This is a genomic window from Brevibacillus aydinogluensis, from assembly GCF_961514395.1.
In the GTDB taxonomy this organism is placed as follows: Bacteria; Bacillota; Bacilli; order Brevibacillales; family Brevibacillaceae; genus Brevibacillus; species Brevibacillus aydinogluensis.
In genome coordinates this window covers 2,620,033-2,639,769 of the sequence record NZ_OY569118.1, presented here as the reverse complement: position 1 = coordinate 2,639,769, position 19,737 = coordinate 2,620,033, and the positions used below count along the sequence as shown (strand labels likewise).

At 58.3% G+C, this 19,737-nt stretch carries 18 protein-coding genes; 15 read left to right on the top strand and 3 right to left on the bottom strand.

Annotation, left to right across the window (positions count from 1 at the left end; genetic code table 11):
* The first annotated feature begins 41 nt into the window (after positions 1 to 41).
* From hemW to Q7F15_RS12975, 12 genes are all read left to right on the top strand, one after another.
* Positions 42 to 1,184: a radical SAM family heme chaperone HemW gene (gene hemW / locus Q7F15_RS13030; RefSeq protein ID WP_212132407.1), complete on the top strand. Its 1,143-nt coding sequence runs from the start codon at positions 42 to 44 to the stop codon at positions 1,182 to 1,184.
* Positions 1,185 to 1,306: 122 nt separating this feature from the next.
* A complete protein-coding gene (hrcA, locus tag Q7F15_RS13025) occupies positions 1,307 to 2,335 on the top strand; it encodes a heat-inducible transcriptional repressor HrcA (RefSeq protein WP_171565339.1) in 1,029 nt (342 codons plus the stop codon).
* Between the two features lie 71 nt (positions 2,336 to 2,406).
* Positions 2,407 to 2,991 (top strand): nucleotide exchange factor GrpE, encoded by a 585-nt coding sequence (gene grpE, locus Q7F15_RS13020; RefSeq protein WP_230076757.1) that lies wholly within the window; start codon positions 2,407 to 2,409, stop codon positions 2,989 to 2,991.
* 50 nt (positions 2,992 to 3,041) lie between these two features.
* Complete coding sequence (gene dnaK, locus Q7F15_RS13015) at positions 3,042 to 4,880, top strand: molecular chaperone DnaK (protein ID WP_212132406.1); 1,839 nt, start codon at positions 3,042 to 3,044, stop codon at positions 4,878 to 4,880.
* Positions 4,881 to 4,989: 109 nt separating this feature from the next.
* Positions 4,990 to 6,120 carry a molecular chaperone DnaJ gene (gene dnaJ, locus Q7F15_RS13010; RefSeq protein WP_304414451.1) on the top strand — a complete coding sequence of 377 codons (1,131 nt, stop codon included), beginning with the start codon at positions 4,990 to 4,992 and terminating at the stop codon, positions 6,118 to 6,120.
* A gap of 65 nt (positions 6,121 to 6,185) precedes the next feature.
* On the top strand, positions 6,186 to 7,127 hold the full coding sequence (gene prmA, locus Q7F15_RS13005) for a 50S ribosomal protein L11 methyltransferase (protein ID WP_304414450.1): 942 nt from the start codon (positions 6,186 to 6,188) through the stop codon (positions 7,125 to 7,127).
* A gap of 18 nt (positions 7,128 to 7,145) precedes the next feature.
* Positions 7,146 to 7,889, top strand: coding sequence for a 16S rRNA (uracil(1498)-N(3))-methyltransferase (locus Q7F15_RS13000; protein ID WP_171565335.1), 744 nt, complete (start codon positions 7,146 to 7,148; stop codon positions 7,887 to 7,889).
* Between the two features lie 46 nt (positions 7,890 to 7,935).
* Positions 7,936 to 9,294 carry a tRNA (N(6)-L-threonylcarbamoyladenosine(37)-C(2))-methylthiotransferase MtaB gene (gene mtaB / locus Q7F15_RS12995; RefSeq protein WP_171565334.1) on the top strand — a complete coding sequence of 453 codons (1,359 nt, stop codon included), beginning with the start codon at positions 7,936 to 7,938 and terminating at the stop codon, positions 9,292 to 9,294.
* A complete protein-coding gene (locus tag Q7F15_RS12990; protein ID WP_171565333.1) occupies positions 9,291 to 9,719 on the top strand; it encodes an NUDIX hydrolase in 429 nt (142 codons plus the stop codon). Before mtaB ends, Q7F15_RS12990 begins: the two co-directional genes overlap by 4 nt.
* Positions 9,720 to 9,724: 5 nt before the next feature.
* Positions 9,725 to 10,390 carry a deoxyribose-phosphate aldolase gene (gene deoC / locus Q7F15_RS12985; protein WP_171565332.1) on the top strand — a complete coding sequence of 222 codons (666 nt, stop codon included), beginning with the start codon at positions 9,725 to 9,727 and terminating at the stop codon, positions 10,388 to 10,390.
* 174 nt (positions 10,391 to 10,564) lie between these two features.
* A complete protein-coding gene (locus tag Q7F15_RS12980) occupies positions 10,565 to 10,957 on the top strand; it encodes a CidA/LrgA family protein (RefSeq protein ID WP_171565331.1) in 393 nt (130 codons plus the stop codon).
* Positions 10,950 to 11,615, top strand: coding sequence for an LrgB family protein (locus Q7F15_RS12975; RefSeq protein WP_171565330.1), 666 nt, complete (start codon positions 10,950 to 10,952; stop codon positions 11,613 to 11,615). The genes Q7F15_RS12980 and Q7F15_RS12975 overlap by 8 nt, the downstream gene beginning before the upstream one ends.
* A gap of 6 nt (positions 11,616 to 11,621) precedes the next feature.
* Here the strand turns inward: Q7F15_RS12975 and Q7F15_RS12970 are convergent, their stop codons facing one another.
* The gene (locus Q7F15_RS12970; protein WP_304414449.1) at positions 11,622 to 12,563 is read right to left on the bottom strand and encodes a Na/Pi cotransporter family protein; all 942 of its coding nucleotides are present in this window, start codon (positions 12,561 to 12,563) and stop codon (positions 11,622 to 11,624) included.
* A 150-nt stretch (positions 12,564 to 12,713) separates the two neighbouring features.
* On the opposite strand from Q7F15_RS12970, the gene Q7F15_RS12965 reads away from it, so the two are divergent.
* On the top strand, positions 12,714 to 14,009 hold the full coding sequence (locus Q7F15_RS12965) for a class I SAM-dependent rRNA methyltransferase (protein WP_171565328.1): 1,296 nt from the start codon (positions 12,714 to 12,716) through the stop codon (positions 14,007 to 14,009).
* A 274-nt stretch (positions 14,010 to 14,283) separates the two neighbouring features.
* Positions 14,284 to 15,741, top strand: a complete 1,458-nt coding sequence (locus Q7F15_RS12960) for an alpha/beta hydrolase (RefSeq protein ID WP_212132439.1) — start codon at positions 14,284 to 14,286, stop codon at positions 15,739 to 15,741.
* 86 nt (positions 15,742 to 15,827) lie between these two features.
* On the opposite strand, the gene Q7F15_RS12955 is transcribed toward Q7F15_RS12960, so the two are convergent.
* Complete coding sequence (locus tag Q7F15_RS12955) at positions 15,828 to 16,319, bottom strand: hypothetical protein (protein WP_171565327.1); 492 nt, start codon at positions 16,317 to 16,319, stop codon at positions 15,828 to 15,830.
* Positions 16,320 to 16,551: 232 nt separating this feature from the next.
* Between Q7F15_RS12955 and Q7F15_RS12950 the strand changes: the two genes are divergently transcribed.
* Positions 16,552 to 17,670 carry a D-alanine--D-alanine ligase gene (locus tag Q7F15_RS12950; RefSeq protein ID WP_212132405.1) on the top strand — a complete coding sequence of 373 codons (1,119 nt, stop codon included), beginning with the start codon at positions 16,552 to 16,554 and terminating at the stop codon, positions 17,668 to 17,670.
* 101 nt (positions 17,671 to 17,771) lie between these two features.
* Here the strand turns inward: Q7F15_RS12950 and Q7F15_RS12945 are convergent, their stop codons facing one another.
* Positions 17,772 to 19,151, bottom strand: a complete 1,380-nt coding sequence (locus Q7F15_RS12945; RefSeq protein WP_212132404.1) for a UDP-N-acetylmuramoyl-tripeptide--D-alanyl-D-alanine ligase — start codon at positions 19,149 to 19,151, stop codon at positions 17,772 to 17,774.
* Positions 19,152 to 19,737 lie beyond the last annotated feature (586 nt).

Sequence of the window (19,737 nt, the reverse complement as noted above, 5' to 3'; positions counted from 1 at the left end):
GTCTTTTCCATTCCACTATCGCAAAAAGGAGGGGAGCGGATATGCCGCAGTCGGTGTACATCCACATTCCCTTTTGCACCAACAAGTGCTACTACTGTGACTTCAATTCGTTCGTCACCAGCAACCCGCAGGTGATCGAAGACTATCTGGACACACTGGACAAGGAGATGGAGCGGACGTTTGCCCTGTGGCCGCCGGAGAAGATCAAAACCATTTTCGTCGGCGGGGGGACGCCGACGTTTCTCGACCGCCGCCAGATGCAGGTCTTTCTGGAGGCGGTGCGGAAGCATACAGAACGGTTCTGGGCCGACGATCTGGAATTCACGATGGAAGCCAACCCCGGCACCACCGACGTGGAAAAGCTCCGGCTGATGCGCGAGCTGGGCGTCAACCGGCTCAGTTTTGGCGTGCAGTCGTTCGACAATGCGCTCTTGAAGCGGCTGGGCCGGATTCACGACGTGGACGACGTCTACCGCAGCATCGACAACGCCGTGACCGTCGGCTTTTCCAACCTGACCATCGACCTGATGTTCGGGCTGCCGGACCAGACGGAAGAGATTTTCCGCCGCACGCTGGAACTGGCGTTTGAGCTGCCGACCACGCATTTTTCCGCGTACAGTCTGAAGGTGGAAGAAAACACGCTGTTCCACACGCTGTACCAAAAAGACCAGCTTCCGCTCCCTTCGGAAGAGGCTGAGCTGGCAATGTATCTGATGTTGATCGAGGAGATGGAAGCGCACGGTTATCGCCAGTACGAGATCAGCAACTTTGCCAAGCCTGGCTATGAAAGCCGTCACAACTGCACCTACTGGCTCAATGATGAATACTATGGGTTGGGCGCGGGAGCCCACGGCTATGTAAACGGCGAACGGCACGTCAACGCAGGACCGCTGGCCGTCTACATGCGCATGGGCCAGGAAGGGCTGCCCCGAGTGGAGCAGTTTGCCGTCTCCCGCGAAGATGCCATGGAGGAACAGATGATCCTGGGGCTGCGGCTGCGCGACGGGGTGAACCTCGCCCGGTTCGCGGAGCGCTTCGGCGTCACGGCGGAGCAGGTGTTCGGACCGGTGATTGACGAAGAGGTGGCAAAAGGGATGTTGGAACGTGTGGACGGCCACCTGCGGTTGACCAAACAGGCCTTGCCGTTGGGAAACGAAGTGTTCGCCCGCTTCCTGCGCGATTAGCGGCAGGATCGGGTGGACAGCGTGCTGGGAAAACATTGACAAAACCTTCGCGTATTGATACCTTAGTAAATAGATTTAGCACTCGATGCTGTTGAGTGCTAACAACAGGGGGCGAAGACAGCATGTTATCGGAACGCCAACGACTGATTCTCAATGCGATTGTCGATAATTACATTCATTCCGCCGAACCCGTAGGCTCACGCACCATCTCCAAACGGGAGGACATCGGTTTCAGCTCCGCGACCATCCGCAACGAGATGGCTGATCTGGAAGAACTCGGGTACCTGGAACAGCCGCATACATCAGCTGGCCGCGTTCCCTCCACGAAAGGGTACCGCTTTTACGTCGACAACTTGATCAAACCGCACATGTTGAGTGAGTTGGAGTTGAGCAAACTGAAACAGCTGTTTGCCGAACGGATTCATCACTTTGAGAAGGTGATCGACTACACTGCTCAAATTCTCTCGCACGTGACCAACTACACGGCCATCGTGTTGGGTCCGGAGATTTTCGAGCATCGGCTGAAACACATTCAGATCGTTCCCCTGAATGAAACACAGGCAGTGGCCATCGTGGTCACAAACACCGGCCGCGTGGAAAACAAGCTGATTGACATGCCGCAGGGCGTTCGACCGCAGGAGATCGAGAAGCTGGTCAACCTGCTGAACAGCAAGCTGAGCGACGTGCCGCTGTGGCAGCTTCGCCAGCGCATGTATCTGGAAGTGGCGGGCGAGATGCGGCGTCATGTGGAGCAGTACGAAGAGATGCTGCGGATTCTGGAAGAGTCTCTCCAGCGGAAGGAAGGCGAACGCGTCTATCTCCGTGGTGCGACCAAGATCATGGATCAGCCGGAGTTCCGCGACGTGGACAAAGTGAAGGACATCTTGGAACTGCTGGAACAAAACGATCAACTGGTCCACTTGTTCGGACCTCCGAGTGAGGGCATCACCGTTCGCATCGGACAGGAAAACCAGCTTGACGCGATGAAGGAATGCAGCATCATCACCACCGCCTATTACATCGGCGGCAAGCCGGTCGGGACGGTGGGAATCCTGGGGCCGACGCGGATGGAGTACAGCCGGGTGATCACCGTGCTCAACTATCTGGCGGAAGGTCTGTCGCGTATGCTGACATCGCAGTTTGAGAAATAGTAGAAATCGTAATGGAGTGAAAGGCTGACCCGGTGCAGCGGCAGCGGACAGCCTGGGGAGGTATCGGAACGTTGAACGAGGACAAACTGACGCGAGACCACGAACAGGAAGCGGAAGCGGCAGCAGCCGAGCAGCAGGAAACCGCTGACCAGGAGCAGCAGGAAGCCGCCGCACAAGAGCAGGAGCCGGCGGCAGAGATCGACTGGCAGCAGGAAGCGGAACGCTGGAAGGCACAGGCGGAAGAAAATCATAACCGCATGCTGCGCGCCTTGGCCGACATGGAAAACCTCAGGCGGCGGACGCGCAAGGAGCAGGAGGATCTGGCCAAATACGCCTCGCTCAAGGTTATCTCGGAGCTTCTGCCCGTGATTGACAACTTTGAACGCGCGCTGAGTGCTGACAAGGATTCGATGACGGTCGAATCCCTGCTCGAAGGGGTCAACATGGTGTACCGCCAGATGTTGCAGATCTTTGAACGGGAAGGCTTGACGGCGATCCAGGCGACAGGCCAGCCCTTTGATCCCAACGTCCATCAGGCGGTAATGCAGGCCCAAGACCCGGCATACGAATCGGGCGTGGTCGTGGAGGAATTCCAAAAAGGCTACCTCTTCAAGGATCGCGTCATCCGTCCTGCGATGGTCAAGGTAAACGCCTGATTGTACTTATATAATTCCAGTTGGACAGAAGTGTAAGGAGGATATCCAGTATGAGTCGCGTTATCGGTATTGACCTTGGAACCACAAACTCTTGCGTAGCCGTGATGGAAGGCGGCGAACCGGTCGTCATCGCCAATGCGGAGGGCAGCCGCACTACGCCGTCCGTCGTCGCGTTTAAAAACGGCGAGCGGATCGTGGGAGAAGCGGCCAAACGTCAAGCCATCACCAACCCGGACAACACGGTGATCTCCATTAAACGCCACATGGGAACCAACCACAAGGTAACCCTGGAGGGCAAGGAGTACACGCCGCAGGAAATTTCGGCGATGATTCTGCAAAAACTGAAAGCCGACGCGGAAGCATACCTGGGCGAACCGGTCACCAAAGCGGTAATTACCGTTCCGGCTTACTTTAACGACAGCCAGCGTCAAGCGACCAAGGACGCCGGCAGGATCGCCGGTTTGGAAGTGCTCCGCATCGTCAACGAACCGACAGCGGCTGCACTGGCGTACGGCATCGAAAAAACGGAAGACCAAACCGTGCTTGTCTACGACCTGGGCGGCGGTACGTTCGACGTTTCCATTCTGGAGCTGTCTGACGGCTTCTTTGAAGTAAAAGCCACCTCCGGCGACAACCTCCTGGGCGGTGACGACTTTGACCAGGTGATCATCGACTACCTGGTAAGCGAGTTTAAAAAGGAACACGGCATCGATCTGTCCCAGGATCGCATGGCGATGCAGCGTTTGAAAGACGCCGCGGAAAAAGCGAAAAAAGACCTTTCCGGCGTGCTGACCACGACCATCTCGCTGCCGTTCATCACCGCGGACGCGACCGGTCCGAAGCACCTGGAGGTAAACCTGACCCGCGCCAAGTTTGAAGAACTGTCCGCGCACCTGGTAGAGCGCACCATGGGACCGACTCGCCAGGCGCTGCAAGATGCGGGACTGAGCCCGAGCGACATCGACCGCGTCATCCTCGTCGGCGGTTCCACGCGGATTCCAGCCGTACAGGAGGCCATTAAGAAATTTATCGGCAAAGAGCCGCACAAAGGGGTTAACCCGGACGAAGTGGTGGCGCTGGGCGCAGCCGTTCAGGCAGGCGTGCTGACCGGTGATGTGAAGGATGTTGTGCTGCTTGACGTAACACCGCTGTCTCTGGGTATCGAAACGCTGGGCGGCGTGTTTACCAAGCTGATTGAGCGCAACACGACGATCCCGACCAGCAAATCGCAGATTTTCTCTACGGCTGCCGACAACCAAACCTCCGTGGAAATCCACGTGCTGCAGGGCGAACGTCCGATGGCAGCCGACAACAAGACGCTGGGCCGCTTCACCCTGTCCGACATTCCGCCGGCTCCGCGCGGCGTTCCGCAAATCGAGGTAACGTTTGACATCGACGCCAACGGGATTGTGAACGTGCGCGCCAAAGACCTCGGCACCGGCAAGGAGCAGCGCATCACCATCACGTCCAACTCCGGCCTGACGGACGAAGAGATCGAGCGCATGGTGAAAGAGGCTGAGCTGAACGCAGAGGCGGACAGAAAGCGCAAGGAGGAAGTAGAGCTCCGCAACGAAGCGGATCAGCTGGTCTTCACGACCGAAAAGACCCTGAAAGAAGTGGAAGGCAAGGTGGATCAGGCGGAGATCGACAAGGCCAACGAAGCCAAGGACAAACTGAAAAAGGCGTTGGAAGGCGGCAAGATCGACGAGATCAAGACCGCCAAGGACGAACTGTCCCAGGTCATTCAACAAATCTCCGTGAAACTGTACGAACAGGCCGCTCAAGCCGCTCAGGCAGCACAAAACGCGGCTGGCCAAGGCGCATCCGGCGAACCGAAAAAAGACAACGTCGTCGATGCTGACTACGAGGTCGTCGACGACAAGAAGTAACCGAGTGTGAACGAAAAAAAGTCAAAGTCACGGAATGCTGACTTTGACTTTTTTTCAAGTCAGTCACATGCTATGATAACAGTTGACTGTCATGGGAGTGATCGAGCAGATGAAACGGGATTACTATGAGGTGCTGGGTGTCTCCAAGGGAGCGGATGCCGACGAGATCAAGAAGGCGTACCGCAAGTTGGCGCGCCAGTACCACCCCGACGTCAACAAGGCGCCGGATGCGGAAGAGAAGTTCAAGGAAGTAAAAGAAGCGTACGATGTCCTCTCTGACCCGCAAAAGCGTGCCCAGTACGACCGGTTCGGCCATCAAGACCCCAGCCAGGGCTTTGGCGGCGGGTTCGGCGGATTTGACACGTCCGGCATGGGCGGCTTTGGGGACATTTTTGACATGTTTTTTGGCGGCGGCAGACGGTCCAACCCGAATGCGCCGAGAAAAGGGGCGGATCTGCAGTTTGGGTTGTCGATTGACTTCACGGATGCCGTCTTCGGCAAGGAAACGGACGTGGAGATTCCCAAAGAGGCGGAGTGCGACACCTGCCGTGGCACGGGAGCGAAGCCGGGTTCCGGCATAGAGACATGCAAGACGTGCGGCGGCACCGGTCAGCAGGAAGTGGTGGCAAATACCCCGTTTGGCCGCATCGTGAACCGTCGCGTGTGCCCGACCTGCGAAGGCAAGGGCAAGGTGGTCAAGGTGAAGTGTACATCCTGCCGCGGTACGGGCCGGGTGAAGGTGCGCCGCAAAATTCACCTCAACATTCCGGCAGGCGTCGACGACGGAGCACAGCTTCGCGTCGCGGGCGAAGGCGAACCGGGCATAAACGGCGGCCCTCCCGGCGACTTGTACGTCGTGCTGCGGGTGAAGCCGCACGAGTTTTTTGAAAGGGAAGGCAACGACATCTACTGCGAAGTGCCGCTCACCTTTGCCCAGGCAGCGCTCGGGGACGAAATTGAAGTGCCGACGGTCGACGGCCGGGTTAAATTGAAGATTCCCGCCGGTACGCAGACGGAGACTTTTTTCCGGCTGCGCGGCAAAGGGGTGCCGTACCTGCGCGGAAGCGGCCGCGGCGACCAGCATGTGAAGGTGCGCGTCGTCACCCCGACCAAGCTGAACGAGCGGCAAAAGGAACTTCTTCGCGAATTCGCCTCCCTGTCTGGTGAGTCGATAAGCGGGTACGGCGTGGAAGATGAGGGTTTTTTTGAAAAAATGAAGCGGGCGTTCCGCGGCGAGTAGCCGGGAATCGCGTCTGTCAGCGAGACGTTGGCAGAACATGAGCAAAATTGGGGAGTTGGTAGTTCATGAAATGGTCGGAAATCAGTATCCACACGACAGCGGAGGCAGTGGAAGCAGTGTCCAACCTGCTATACGAGATGGGGGCCAACGGTGTCGTCATTGAAGACCCCGAGGTGCTGCATCGCGATTGGGATACGCCGTTTGGTGAAATCTACCAGCTCTCCCCGGATGATTTTCCGGACGAGGGCGTATTCGTCAAGGCGTATCTGCCGATGGATTCGAGTCAGCTGGTCGACGTGTTGGATGAGCTGAAGGAGCAGCTCAGCCACCTGACCGACTACGGTCTCGACATCGGCAAAGGCACGATTGCCGTCAATGACGTGCACGAAGACGAGTGGGCCCACGCCTGGAAAAAGTATTACAAACCGGTCAACGTCTCCGAGCGGATGACGATCAAACCGGTCTGGGAGGAATACGAGCCGAAGCGGCCAGACGAGATCATCATCGAGATGGACCCGGGCATGGCCTTCGGCACCGGCACCCATCCGACGACGATTCTCTGCCTGCGCGCGTTGGAAAAATACCTGCAGCCCGGCGACCGCGTCTACGACGTAGGGACGGGAACGGCCATCCTCAGCATCGCCGCCGTCAAACTGGGCGCCGACCACGTGCTGGCGATGGATCTGGACGAGGTGGCGGTCCGCTCCGCGGAGGCCAACATCGAACTGAACGGCGTCCACGAGCGGATCACCGTCCGGCAGAACAACCTGCTGGACGGAGTGGACGAGCAGGTCGACCTGGTGGTGGCCAATATTCTCGCAGAAGTGATCGTCCGCTTTACCGACGACGTATACCGCGTGCTGAAACCGGGCGGGGTGTTCATCGCGTCCGGGATCATCGCCGCGCGGGAAGCGGATGTGAAAGCGGCAATGGAGGCGTCCGGCCTTGAACTCGTGGAAACCATTTTCATCGATGACTGGGTAGCAATTGTGGCAAAAAAACGGTAGAATAGTGAGGTTGGCGAGATGCAAAGATATTTTGTCGAGCCACACCTCTTTTCCGAACAAGAGGTAACGATTGTCGGCGACGACGTTCATCATATCGTAAACGTGATGCGGGCCAAACCCGGCGAGAAAATCGTCGTGTGCGACGGGGCGGGCCGTTCGGCTGTCGCTCAGCTCGTCTCCCTGTCCGCAAAAGAAGTGACAGCATCGATCGTCCAGTTCCTGGACGAGCAGACGGAACTGCCGATCCGCATTACCATCGGACAGGGACTGCCGAAAGGCGAGAAGATGGAGTGGATATTGCAAAAGGGGACGGAAATGGGGGCGCATGCCTTTTTTCCGTTTACCTCCGAACGCACCATCGTCAAGCTGGACGCCAAAAAAGAGGCGAAGAAGCTGGAGCGCTGGCGCAAGATTGTCAAGGAGGCGGCGGAACAATCCCACCGGGCGGTGCTGCCGGAGATTCTGCCGCCTGCGTCGTTTCGACAAGCAATCGCGTCGGCCGCCGGTTACACGCAGCGTGTGATCGCCTATGAAAAGGAAGGCGGCTCTACGCTTCATCAGGTCTTTGCCGGCATGAGTCCGGGAGAGTCGCTCTTTGTGCTGATCGGGCCGGAAGGAGGCTTTTCTTTGGACGAGGTGAAGCAGGCAGAGTTGATGGGCTTTCAGTCCGTATCACTCGGTCCGCGCATCCTGCGCACGGAGACGGCCAGCCAGTACGTGCTGGCAGCCGCATCGTACCAGTTTGAACGCCTGGCCCCGTAGAGCGCGTAAGATGGGTCAAGGCTACTTACAGAAAGGAGGAAGCGCCATGTCTACGGTTGCTTTCCATACATTGGGCTGCAAAGTGAACAGTTATGAGACGGAAGCGATCTGGCAGCTGTTTAAGGCCAACGGCTACGAGCGGGTGGACTTTGAACAGGACGGCGCCGACGTCTACGTGATCAATACGTGCACGGTGACCAATACCGGAGACAAGAAGAGCCGTCAGGTCATCCGCCGTGCCATTCGCCGCAATCCTGACGCGATTGTCGCGGTGACAGGTTGCTACGCGCAAACTTCCCCCGGGGAAATTGCGCAAATCCCGGGTGTAGATATCATCGTCGGCACACAGGGCCGCGAGAAACTGATCGAATACGTGGAGCAAATCCGCCGGGAGCGCCAACCGATCAACGCGGTCAGCAACATCATGAAGGCGCGCGAGTTTGAAGAACTGGACGTCCCGTCGTTTACGGATCGCACGCGCGCGTCCCTGAAGATTCAGGAAGGCTGCAACAATTTCTGCACCTTCTGCATCATCCCCTGGGCACGCGGCCTGATGCGCTCCCGCAAACCGGAGAGCGTTCTCGAACAGGCCCGGAAGCTGGTCGATGCCGGGTATCTGGAGATCGTGCTGACCGGTATCCACACCGGCGGTTACGGCGAGGATCTGGAGAACTACAACCTGGCCAAACTGCTCGTGGATCTGCATCAGGTGGAGGGACTGAAGCGGATTCGCATCAGCTCCATCGAAGCCAGCCAGATTACTGACGAAGTGATTGATGTGATCAACAATTCGGATCGCGTCTGCCGTCATCTGCACGTGCCCCTGCAAGCGGGCGACGATGAGGTGCTGAAGCGGATGCGCCGCAAGTACACCACGGCGGAATTCTACGAAAAGATGGTGAAAGTGCGCGAAGCACTGCCAGGCGTCGCCCTGACAACCGACGTGATCGTCGGCTTCCCGGGCGAAACGGAACAGCAGTTCCAAAACACCTACGATTTCATCAAAACCGTGGGGTTTGCCGAACTGCACGTCTTCCCGTACTCCATGCGCACCGGTACGCCGGCTGCCCGCATGCCGGATCAGATTCCGGAAGAGGTGAAGCATGAGCGGGTCGCCCGACTGCTGGAGCTGAACCAGCAGCTGACGCTGGCATACGCCAAGCAGTTTGTCGGCGAAGTGCTGGAAGTGATTCCCGAACGCCCGTACAAGGAAGACCCGGACAGCGGCTTGCTGATGGGGTATTCCGACAACTATTTGAATGTGGTTTTCCCAGGCGATGCGTCGATGATCGGCAACATCTGCAAGGTCCGGCTGGATGAACCCGGCTCCGAATACTGCAACGGCACGCTTGTCCGCGTACTGGACAACGAGCGTCCTGTGCAACTGAAGGAACGGGCGATATGAAAGAGGTATCAGCGGGCGGCGTCGTCTACCGCTTTCACGACGAAGAACTGCTGCTGTTGCTGATTGAAGACCGCTACGGCAAGGTGACGCTGGCCAAGGGAAAACAGGAACTGGGCGAGACTATTGAGGAAGCGGCACTCCGGGAAGTGCTGGAGGAGACGGGAATCCGCGGGGTGCTCGGAGAAAAGCTGGACACGATTTATTACGACTACCAGCACGCAGTAACGGGAGAAGTGGTCAACAAGGAAGTCCACTATTTTCTGGTGGAGGCGTACACGACGGAAATTACCGTGCAGGTGGAGGAGATTAACGACGTTCACTGGTACACGCCGCTGGAAGCGTGGGCGCTCCAGCAGGAGCGAGGGTACCGCAACAACGACGACGTCCTGCGCAAGGCTTTGCAACATTTCGGGATCGAGGTGTGAGAAGGATGAACCTGAACAAGTACATTGACCATACCCTGCTGAAGCCGGAAACGACGGCAGCGATGATCGACAAGCTGTGCGCCGAAGCAAAAGAACACGACTTTGCTTCCGTCTGCGTCAACCCCACTTGGGTAAAGCGCTGCGCCGAGCTGCTGAAAGGCACTGATGTAAAGGTGTGCACGGTCATCGGGTTCCCGCTGGGAGCCAGCACTCCGGCGGTGAAAGCGGCGGAAACCCGTGACGCGATTGCAAACGGCGCTGCGGAAGTGGACATGGTCCTCAATATCGGTGCGCTGAAATCCGGCGATCTGGAGCTGGTAAAAGCGGATGTGAAAGCCGTCAAGGAAGCGGCTGGCAGCGTTTTGGTCAAAGTGATTCTGGAAACGGGCCTGTTAACGGACGAAGAAAAAGTGACCGCCTGCAAGCTGTGCGTTGAAGCAGGCGCCGATTACGTCAAAACCTCCACCGGATTCGGACACGGCGGTGCCACCGTGGAAGATATCGCCCTGATGCGCAAAACAGTGGGGCCGAATATTGGCGTGAAAGCCTCCGGCGGTGTGCGCGACCGCGCGACGGCGCTTGCGATGATCGAAGCGGGAGCGAGCCGCATTGGCACCAGTTCCGGCGTCGCGATCGTGACGGGCGCAAACGCGGGTGGCAGCGGTTACTGACACGTAAGGAAAGCCTGACCGTATGAGTGGTCGGGCTTTTTTCTGCAGGTGGGTCACACCTCTGCTCTGCAGGATGTGACAAAGTGTCTGAAGTGCGGATATTGGCGAAGTGAACCGCCTGACAAATCCCGGTGTAACCATATGGACAAAAACCGGGTGGAAGGAGCGCATCACATGAAAACCATCAAGGGCGTGTTGATTCTGCTTGCCTTTTTTGGAATGGGTACGCTGGCCAACAAATGGCTTCACGTCCCGCTGCCGGGCAACTTGCTGGGCATGCTGCTGCTGACGCTGGCGCTATGCACGGGACTGGTCAAGCTGGAGTGGGTCGAGACGGCCAGCAATCTGTTGATTCGGCACATGATGCTGTTTTTTGTACCGATTCTGGTGGGAGTGACTGCGTATCTCAAGTGGATTGCAGGCGACCCGTGGCCGATCGTTTCGTCGCTCGTGCTGGGTCCGCTCGCGGTGATGCTGGTGTCGGGGCGGGTCGTTCAGTGGTATCTGAACCGGCACAAGCAAAAAATGGAGCATCACCAACTGGAAGGGAGGATGCTCGATGTTTGACCAATTGCTTGCCGTTGCTGTCACACTGGCGGGATACAAGGCAGCGAGTGTGCTGGCGGAGCGCTTTCCCCGTCTGCAACCGCTGGTCGTGGCGACAATCTGCGTCTGGTTTGCCTGGTGGCTGATCGGCGAGGATTGGGAAGCGTACCGCGCCGGCGGGGAATGGATCTCGTTTTGGCTGGGACCGGCCACGGTTGCACTGGCTGTTCCGCTCGCCAAGCAGCTGAAGGAGTTCGTCCATATTTGGCGCGGCGTCCTGCTGGGTGTGGCGGCGGGCTGTGCCGTTGCGATCCTGACGGTCCGGCTGGTGGGATGGCTGCTGGGCACGGATCAGACGATGGTGCACAGCATGATGGCCAAATCGGTGACCACGCCAATCGCCGTGGAACTGACCCGCAGCATCGGCGGCATTCCGGCGCTGGGGGCCTTGTTTACCGTATTGACGGGGATCATCGGCGTCACCATTGCCCGTCCGGTCCTCTCCTGGGCGGGGATCAGGGATGATTGGGCAATTGGGATTGCCGTCGGCACCAGCTCTCATGCAATCGGCACAGCCAACCTGAACCGCGTCTCACCGGTGCAGACGGCGGCGTCCAGTGTGGCGATGATCTTGGCCGGTGTGGTGACAGCGCTGTACCTGATTCCGTTTTCCACGTAGACGGAGTTACCAGCGTCGTCGTTTCCTGTCCGGCACCAGCCACTGGACGGCAGCGGCGATCTGCCTGGTAAACGGCAGGGCGGCCAGGGAGCACACCACGTTGAACAGGGTCTGGGCATGAGCAATTCGCATCGACGGGCTGTCTGTCAACAAGCTGCTGACCATGGCAAGCTGTGAAAGAAACGGCAGAAAGGCGAGAGCGCCTACCAGGTTGAACAGCGTGTGGCACCAGGCGACCTGGCGGGAAGCCGCATTGGTGCCGATGCTGGCGATGATGGCGGTAAAGCAGGTGCCGATGTTGGCACCCAGCACGATTGCCAGCGCCGTCTCCATCGAGAGCACCTGGTGACTCATCAACCCCATGGTGATGGCGGTCGTCGCCGAACTGCTGTGGATGAGCGCTGTAAACACCATTCCGGTGATCAGGCCGATCCAGACGGAATGGCGGCTTTCCAGAAACAGCGAGCGAAACGCGTCCGACTGTTCCAGCGGTTTGGCCATCACCTGCATGGTGTCGATCCCAAGAAAGATCAGGCCGAAGCCGGCCACCACCAGTCCGATGCAGCGGGTCAGACGGCGCGGCATCAGCCACAAGGCGACGCCGACCAGGAGCATGGGCACGGCGAACGTCTCCAGCCGAAGCGCGATCAATTCGGTTGTGATCGTCGTCCCTACATTGGTGCCGAGAATGATTCCCACGGTCTGGGAAAAACTGATCATGCCTGCATGTGTAAGCCCGATGGTAAGGACGGTGACGGCGCTGGAACTCTGCAGCACCATGGTGCTCAACAAACCCACCCAAAAGCTGTGGACCGGCGTGCGCGTGAAGCGTCCCAGCCAGTCCGCCATTTTCTTCCCGGCGAGGTTTTGAAAACCGGTGCGCATGACATACATACCCAACAGAAAAAAACTGAGACCGAATGTAAAGGGAGCGAGGATGGCAGTCACGGAGCGATCCTCCTTACCAGCAATGAGAACACCCTTCGCGCAGCCAGCGTGTGCCATCTGAACGGGCACCGTGCAGGCTGTCGGGAGGGATTGAATTACTATACGCTATGCCTGTACCAAGACGAGCATGACAAGGAGGAACCGACAACATTGGCAAGAGTGATTCTGCACAAGCACCGAAAAAAGCGGCTGGAAGCGGGCCATCCGTGGATTTTTCAATCGGAAGTGAAGGAGATTCAAGGAGAGTATAAGCCGGGCGACATTGTCGAGGTAATCAACCACCAAGGCCACTTCCTCGCCAAAGGCTACATCAATCCCGCATCGCAAATCATCGTTCGCGTTCTGACGTACAATCAGGACGAAGCGATCGACTATGACTTTTTTCTCCGCCGCATCCGCGAAGCGGCCGCGTTTCGCTCCCGGTTCGTCGACAATCCGCGAGCATGCCGCGTCGTCTACGGCGAGGCGGACTTCCTGCCCGGTCTGATTGTGGACCGGTACGAAGACGTGCTGGTGGCGCAAATTCTCTCGCTTGGGATGGACGTGCGGCGCGACTGGATTCGGGACGCATTGGTGGAAGTGTTTCAACCGCAGGGCATCTACCTGCGCAACGACGTCCCCGTGCGTGAACTGGAGGGGCTGAACCAGAGCAAGGAAGTGCTGTACGGGGAATGTCCGCGGGAAGTGACAATTACGGAAAACGGCCTGACATACATTGTGGATATCATCGAAGGGCAAAAAACGGGCTTCTTTTACGACCAGCGGGAAAACCGAGCCGCCATCGCCCCGCTGATGAAAGGCTGGGGAGAAAAGCACGGCATCACCCTGAAGGAGATGGACGTGGACGGCGAACAGAAGATCGTCCCCGTAGACCGGCGCGGCAAAGTGGTAAAAAACCCCTACTGGGACGGGGCAGAGGTGCTGGAGTGCTTTACCCATACCGGGTCGTTTACGCTGAACGCATGCAAGCACGGCGCGAAAAAGGTGACGGCGCTCGATATCTCCGAGCACGCCATCGAGACGGCTAGGCGAAACATCATGCAAAACGGCTTTTTGCACCGCGTCGAATTCGTCGTTGCCAACGCGTTTGACTACCTGCGCGAGTGCGTCGATGCCGGCCGCATGTGGGACGTGGTCATTCTCGATCCGCCGGCGTTTGCCAAATCGCGCGCGGCGGTGAAGAGCGCCTGCCGCGGCTACAAGGACATCAATCTGAACGGGATGAAGCTGGTGCGCTCCGGAGGGTATCTGGTGACGGCCTCCTGCTCGTACCACATGTCTCCCCAGCTTTTCCTGGAGACGATCCAGGACGCGGCGATGGATGCCCGTAAAATCCTGCGGCTGATTGAGTGGCGGGGAGCAGGCAAGGACCACCCACAGATCAGCGGAGCGGACGAATCCCACTACCTCAAGTTTGCCATCTTTGAAGTAAGGGATCGGCGGTAACCATCCGCTGCCAGGAGCGGCGGACAAAAAACGAGCGGCATGTCGCAGCAGCGCGGCATGCCGCCTTTTTGCGCCGTTCTTCCGTCGGGCAGCAGGGGAAACATGCTTCTCTGGCTGCTGCGGAACGGGTCATCCGCATACAGAAATGGCAGTTGCTGGAACGAATCGGCACTGGTAAAATGAAAGCGCTTCTCAGAAAGAAAGGGGAAGGAAGAAGAGGAGGGATTGAGAGATGAGCATGTCATGGTCGCGTCTTGTGCTTGCGGCGGCGCTGATGGTTCCGCTGGTCCCGGCCGGCCTGTCATCCGCCGGAGCGATCTCGGAACCTGTCGTACCGGGCGCGCATGGCGTGACGGTCACCCGCTTTGACGGCCAGGCGGGAAACTGGCTGACCACGCGCAACCCGCAGCAGTACGCGGCGGCTGTCCAATTCGGCAATCTGGGGCTGGTCCCGGCCGCGTGGGGCGGTTGGGAAACGATGTACGATCCGGCCGAAGTGACGGGCACACAAGTAAACGGCGCGTTTGACGATGCGCAATTCGTCATTCGCGTGCCGGATGAGTGGAACGGCAAGCTGGTCGTGTCCGGCATCCCGGCCACTCGCAACGAGACGGCCACCGATCTGTTGTTTAGCGATTACGTGCTGGAAAAAGGCTACGCCTTTGCGGCCATTGACAAAGGGACGCAGGGAGAAAGCGATCCCGCCGATCCGCTGGCCAAAGTAAAAAACGCCCTCGCGTCCGAGGAAGACTCGGTAGCCGAGTGGCATGTCCGCTTCCGGCAGTTGACCAAGGCGGCGCAAGCCTACCTGGCGGCGCATCATCGAGACCGGCTGATCGATCCCTCCGACAGTACACCCGCTGCCCGACTGGTCTCGAAACAGCATCCAATCCCCACGTACGCCATCGGTATTTCCAACGGCGGGTACGTGGTCCGGTACGCTTTGGAACACGATGATCCGAAACTGACCAAAGAGCCGCGGCTGTACGACGGCGGCGTCGATTGGGAAGGGGTGCTGTGGCGCGCTGACAGGCCCAACCTGATCACCACACTGACCGACGTCGTCAACCACGCGGAAGCGGCCATCTACGGCCAGGGCAACGAGCGGGAGCGCGCCCGCGCAGCCCTGTACCGAGCCGGTGTGCCCAAAGGCTCGGAGAAGCTGTGGGCCTATTACGACCAGATCTACTGGTTCCTTACCCTCAACATCTACCGGGACGAGTTTGACCCGCACGCGCCGAAGCGCTTGCAGTGGCCGGACTACCTGCGGTTCAACGCCGACGGCACCCGCGACCGTTCGCTGGACGGCATCTATCGCACCTACGATTTCACCAAGCGGCCGAAAAAAGTGAAAGAAGCGGTGGAGGCGATCGAGAATACGGGCAGGATTGACGTGCCGCTGATCTCCGTGTTCGGCACCTGGGACGCCCTGATCTTCCCCGAGGTACATGGGAACGCCTACCGGCGGTTGGTCAAAGCGGCGGGACGGGAAAACCTGCACCGGCTCTACCTGGTGGAAAAGGGCAATCATGTCGACGGCCTGGTCTGGAGCGCATCGGACCCGGACAAGGAACTTCAGCCGCTGTTACCGTACGTCCATCAATGCTTTGACCTGCTTGTCGGCTGGGTGGAAGAGGGCAGGCAGCCGCCTGAAAGCGGGACGATTTCTGCACCGCGCGATCCCCTGCGGGTGAAGGACATCCGGACGGGGGAAGAGATCGACCCGTACTGACACGCTGAGCGGACATATGCGTCCGCTTCTTTTTTTGTATCGACAAAAAAACGGCCCGCTGTCCGGCGGGTCGAAAAACGCTGCGGTCAGGCAAACTGTTTGTCGGACAGGATGTCGCGAACCAGTTCCAGGGCTCGTTTGATGCCCAGTTCCTTGCCGAGCAGCACCTGCCCCTCGGCTGAGCTGGCCGCCCTGACTTTACTCAATTCCTCCAGTTCGTGCGTCAGCAGGTGTTCCAGGATGTAGAGGCGCACCTGGCCGATCTCCCGTTCGCTCTGCCGATCCCGTTCCTGGTACTTGACCAGCGCCAGACTTTCTTCCACGTACTTGTCGATATCGTCTTCCAAAAAACGGGAAGCTGTGCAGATGATCTCGCGGTACTCGTCCGTTTGGGAGGGGATGACGCGCAGTGCGTGTCCGAGGTGGGCGAGCAGAAACTTGTGGAGCACGACGCTGTTGCGCGTGTAGGCGTTGTGCAACAGGGAGTACTCGCCCAAAAACGTCCCGGTCTCCTTGTCGTAGCGGTGCAGGAGCGTATAGGACGAACAGTACGTACAGAAGAGCAGATAGTCTCTCATGGACATTCCCCCTGCGTTGAGAAAAGTCTTCTGTGACGTTTTTTCACAGGATATGTTGGACGGCGGCTGCTTGTGCTTCTCCTGTCCCCTTGTATTTGCGGAAGGGATTGTGTATGCTGAATGGGGTATTTGCGCCCGGCGCACACCATAGGCGGGCGTTTGCATACCATGGGAGAGCAGGAGACGCGTGAACGCGCTTTTGCGCAGGCAAGGCGAAAGGAGCTTGGAGTTCATGGGGAACAAAATTCGGCTGGGGATTATTTACGGAGGGAAGTCCTCGGAACATGAGGTTTCGCTGCGCACCGCCCTGTCGATTATGAAGGCGGTCGATTTTGATAAATACGACATTTTGCCCATCTACGTGACGCTGGATGGAAACTGGGTGAAAGGGGAGAACCTCAGGGGCATTTTGCCGGAGGGTACCAACGAACTCCGCCTGACAAACGGGGCGGTGTCTGTCAGCAGCGAGGTGAAGATGGAACAGGTGGCTGTCAGCCGCACCTCGCCGATCTTTGGCGTCGCCCAGGAAGTGGACGTGATTTTTCCCGTCGTGCACGGCCCAAACGGTGAAGACGGCACGATTCAAGGCCTGCTGGAACTGGCCAACCTGCCATATGTCGGAGCTGGTGTCATGGCATCGGCAGTGGGCATGGACAAATGGATGATGAAAAACGTGTTCGCCCAGGCGGGACTGCCGCAGGTGAAATACGTGGGCGTGCTCCGGTCGCAGTGGGAACGTGACCAGGAGGGAATCATCGCGCGCATCGAGCAGGAACTGGGCTACCCATGCTTCGTAAAACCGGCCAACATGGGGTCCAGTGTCGGGATCAGTAAGGCAAAAGACCGGCAGCAGTTGATCGACGCGATGATGCTGGCCGCCAAATTTGACCGCCGGTTGATCGTGGAGCAGTTCGTCAAGGCGCGCGAGCTGGAAATCGGCCTGCTCGGCAACGAGGAACCAATCACCTCGGTCGTGGGCGAGATCGTGCCGGCCAAGGAGTTTTACGATTACGAAGCCAAGTACAAAGGCGCCGGCACAGAACTGCAGATTCCAGCCCGGATTCCGTCCCACGTGGCAGAGCGGATCGCTGAAATGGCCAAAATCGCATACTGCGCCCTGGATGCGTCGGGCCTGTCGCGGGCAGACTTTTTCTGGGACGAGGAAAACGACCAACTGTATATCAATGAAGTGAACACGATGCCCGGCTTTACGCCGTTCAGCATGTACCCGCTGCTGTTCCAGGAAGCGGGCATCAGCTACAGCGAGCTGATTGACCGGCTGGTCCAGCTTGCTCTGGAACGCCACGCCGACAAACAGCGAAACGTGGTGGATGCAGAAGAGTTGGAATAATGGGGAATGTAGAGGGAGTGCCCTGGGGCGCTCCCGTGTTCATTTTTGGACAAGGAGCCTCTGTAGCGAGGCTCCTTGCTGTTTTTCGTTTTCAATTGTGGTCACGCGTGATCTTCCAGCGCCTGAAGCAGCGTCCACAGTCCCATGCCTTGCGACGCTTTGAACAGAAAGGCGTGATGGGCGTCGCGCACCGCAAGGAGCGTTTCGACTGCTTCAGCCTTGGTCGGGAAGTAGCGCTTATTCCCCTCGTACGCGTCATACAGGTGCTGCGCTTGCTCACCGACGGCCACGAGCAGTTCGATTCGGTCGCGGTAGCGGTTGGCGAAAGCCCCCACCTGGGCGTGCATGGCCGGGCTGTTCTCGCCAAGCTCAAACATGTCGCCCAGCACCAGCACCTTTTTACGCTCGGGGAACAGATCCGCAAACGTGGAGATCGCCGCTTCCATCGACGAAGGGCTGGCGTTGTACGCGTCGTTGATGTAGAGCGGGCCATGGGCGGACTCGATCCGCTCGAAACGCATGGCCGACAGGCGCACCGTCGCCAGCGCGCGGATGATCTCCGCTGTCGTCATGCCGAAGTGGCGGCCGATCGCAACAGCCGGCAGCGCGTTCAGGACGTTGTGCGTGCCGAACAGCGGCAGGAAGGCCGCGAAGCGCTCCCCGTCCCGGAAGCAGACGTCAAATCGCGTCCCGTCGTCAGCGGATTGGATATTCTCCGCCCAGATGTCAGCGGGGGCGTTGACGGAGTAGTACATGATGCGGCCCGGATAAAGTGGCGCCACCTTGCGCAGGTATTCGCTGTCTCCGTTCAAAAGGACCAGTCCGTCCGGATCAGTGTGGGGAAGCAGTTCTGCCTTGGCGAGCGCGATTTTCTCCCGCGAGCCAAAAAACTCGATGTGGGCTTCGCCGATATAGGTAATCACGCTGATCTGCGGCTTGACCAGCGAGGCCAGCAGGTCGATTTCGCCAGCGTGGTTCATGCCCAGCTCCAGCACGGCTGCCTGATGCTGCTCTTCCACCTGCAGCAGGGAGTAGGGAACGCCCAGGTGGTTGTTGAGATTTTTGTAGGTCTTGTGGATGGAAAACCGGCTTTCCAGCAGGTGGGCGACGATGTCCTTCGTTGTCGTTTTGCCGTTGCTGCCGGTAATGGCCACAAAGGGTATGGAAAAGGACGTGCGGTAAGCAGCTGCCAGCTTTTGAAACGCGCGCAGCGTGTCGTTCACCAGAATCAGGCCGAATCCCGCCGGCAGGCTGTCTGGCACCTTTTGTTCGTTGGAGATGATCGCTGCCCGTGCGCCTTTTTCCGCCGCCTGCAGGAGAAAGTCGTGTCCGTCCCGCGTTCCGGCAATCGCCACGAACAAGGCACCCGGCAAAAGCTGACGCGTGTCAAAGTGAACGGATGTCACCGTCAGCCCGGGATCGCCCGCCAGCAGCAGCCCTTCCGCCATAACGGCCGCTCGTCCCAGTGCAATTTCTCTCATAGGTCCAATCCCCTTTTCATCGAATCGTTTTCGATCGTGGAAACCACGAAGTCATGCTAACACTCCTGTTCGGCCGCGGCAAGGAAAAAATGACGGTCCCCATCGCAGACAGCCGAACAGGTCAATGATCATGAAACAGTCATGCGTACAGGTTGCTGGTAGTTCAGGTGGCGATAAAAAAGCATAATGGCCACAGACGGCGAAAAACGCCCGAAAACGAAGATTCGGGCGTCTGTTACATCATGTATGGCAGCGGGACCTATTCAGATATTGGATCGGCTTTTATAACTTTTTTTAACCAGTACAATTACCCAGTTGCCTCTTATTGTAATATATTCCCTTCCGATTCACAATCATGCCGCGCGTTTGAACAGTTCAGTCACAAACGTCGCAACAATTTCTCTTTACGGCAAAGCGGTTTTGCGTAAGCGTGCTTTTCCTCTCCTGACAGAATTGCGCCTCGGTCAGCTGATCTTTACCCCAGCAGGAAAGGAGGCCATGAGTGAACGCACTGCTGCCTCTTCCGAGCTGGCTTCCAAGAATAAGTTGGAAAGAAAGGTTGACCTGTCTTGGTTTTCTGTCCTAT

Bases quoted from the DNA above. Each gene is read 5' to 3' on its own strand.
- hemW (WP_212132407.1), top strand. From the start codon at position 42: ATGCCGCAGTCGGTGTACATCCACATTCCCTTTTGCACCAACAAGTGC.
- Q7F15_RS12975 (WP_171565330.1), top strand. From the start codon at position 10,950: ATGTTTGACCAATTGCTTGCCGTTGCTGTCACACTGGCGGGATACAAG.
- mtaB (WP_171565334.1), top strand. From the start codon at position 7,936: ATGTCTACGGTTGCTTTCCATACATTGGGCTGCAAAGTGAACAGTTAT.
- Q7F15_RS12990 (WP_171565333.1), top strand. From the start codon at position 9,291: ATGAAAGAGGTATCAGCGGGCGGCGTCGTCTACCGCTTTCACGACGAA.
- dnaJ (WP_304414451.1), top strand. From the start codon at position 4,990: ATGAAACGGGATTACTATGAGGTGCTGGGTGTCTCCAAGGGAGCGGAT.
- Q7F15_RS12945 (WP_212132404.1), bottom strand. From the start codon at position 19,151: ATGAGAGAAATTGCACTGGGACGAGCGGCCGTTATGGCGGAAGGGCTG.
- Q7F15_RS13000 (WP_171565335.1), top strand. From the start codon at position 7,146: ATGCAAAGATATTTTGTCGAGCCACACCTCTTTTCCGAACAAGAGGTA.
- Q7F15_RS12980 (WP_171565331.1), top strand. From the start codon at position 10,565: ATGAAAACCATCAAGGGCGTGTTGATTCTGCTTGCCTTTTTTGGAATG.
- hrcA (WP_171565339.1), top strand. From the start codon at position 1,307: ATGTTATCGGAACGCCAACGACTGATTCTCAATGCGATTGTCGATAAT.
- deoC (WP_171565332.1), top strand. From the start codon at position 9,725: ATGAACCTGAACAAGTACATTGACCATACCCTGCTGAAGCCGGAAACG.
- Q7F15_RS12960 (WP_212132439.1), top strand. From the start codon at position 14,284: ATGGTTCCGCTGGTCCCGGCCGGCCTGTCATCCGCCGGAGCGATCTCG.
- prmA (WP_304414450.1), top strand. From the start codon at position 6,186: ATGAAATGGTCGGAAATCAGTATCCACACGACAGCGGAGGCAGTGGAA.
- Q7F15_RS12955 (WP_171565327.1), bottom strand. From the start codon at position 16,319: ATGAGAGACTATCTGCTCTTCTGTACGTACTGTTCGTCCTATACGCTC.
- Q7F15_RS12950 (WP_212132405.1), top strand. From the start codon at position 16,552: ATGGGGAACAAAATTCGGCTGGGGATTATTTACGGAGGGAAGTCCTCG.
- dnaK (WP_212132406.1), top strand. From the start codon at position 3,042: ATGAGTCGCGTTATCGGTATTGACCTTGGAACCACAAACTCTTGCGTA.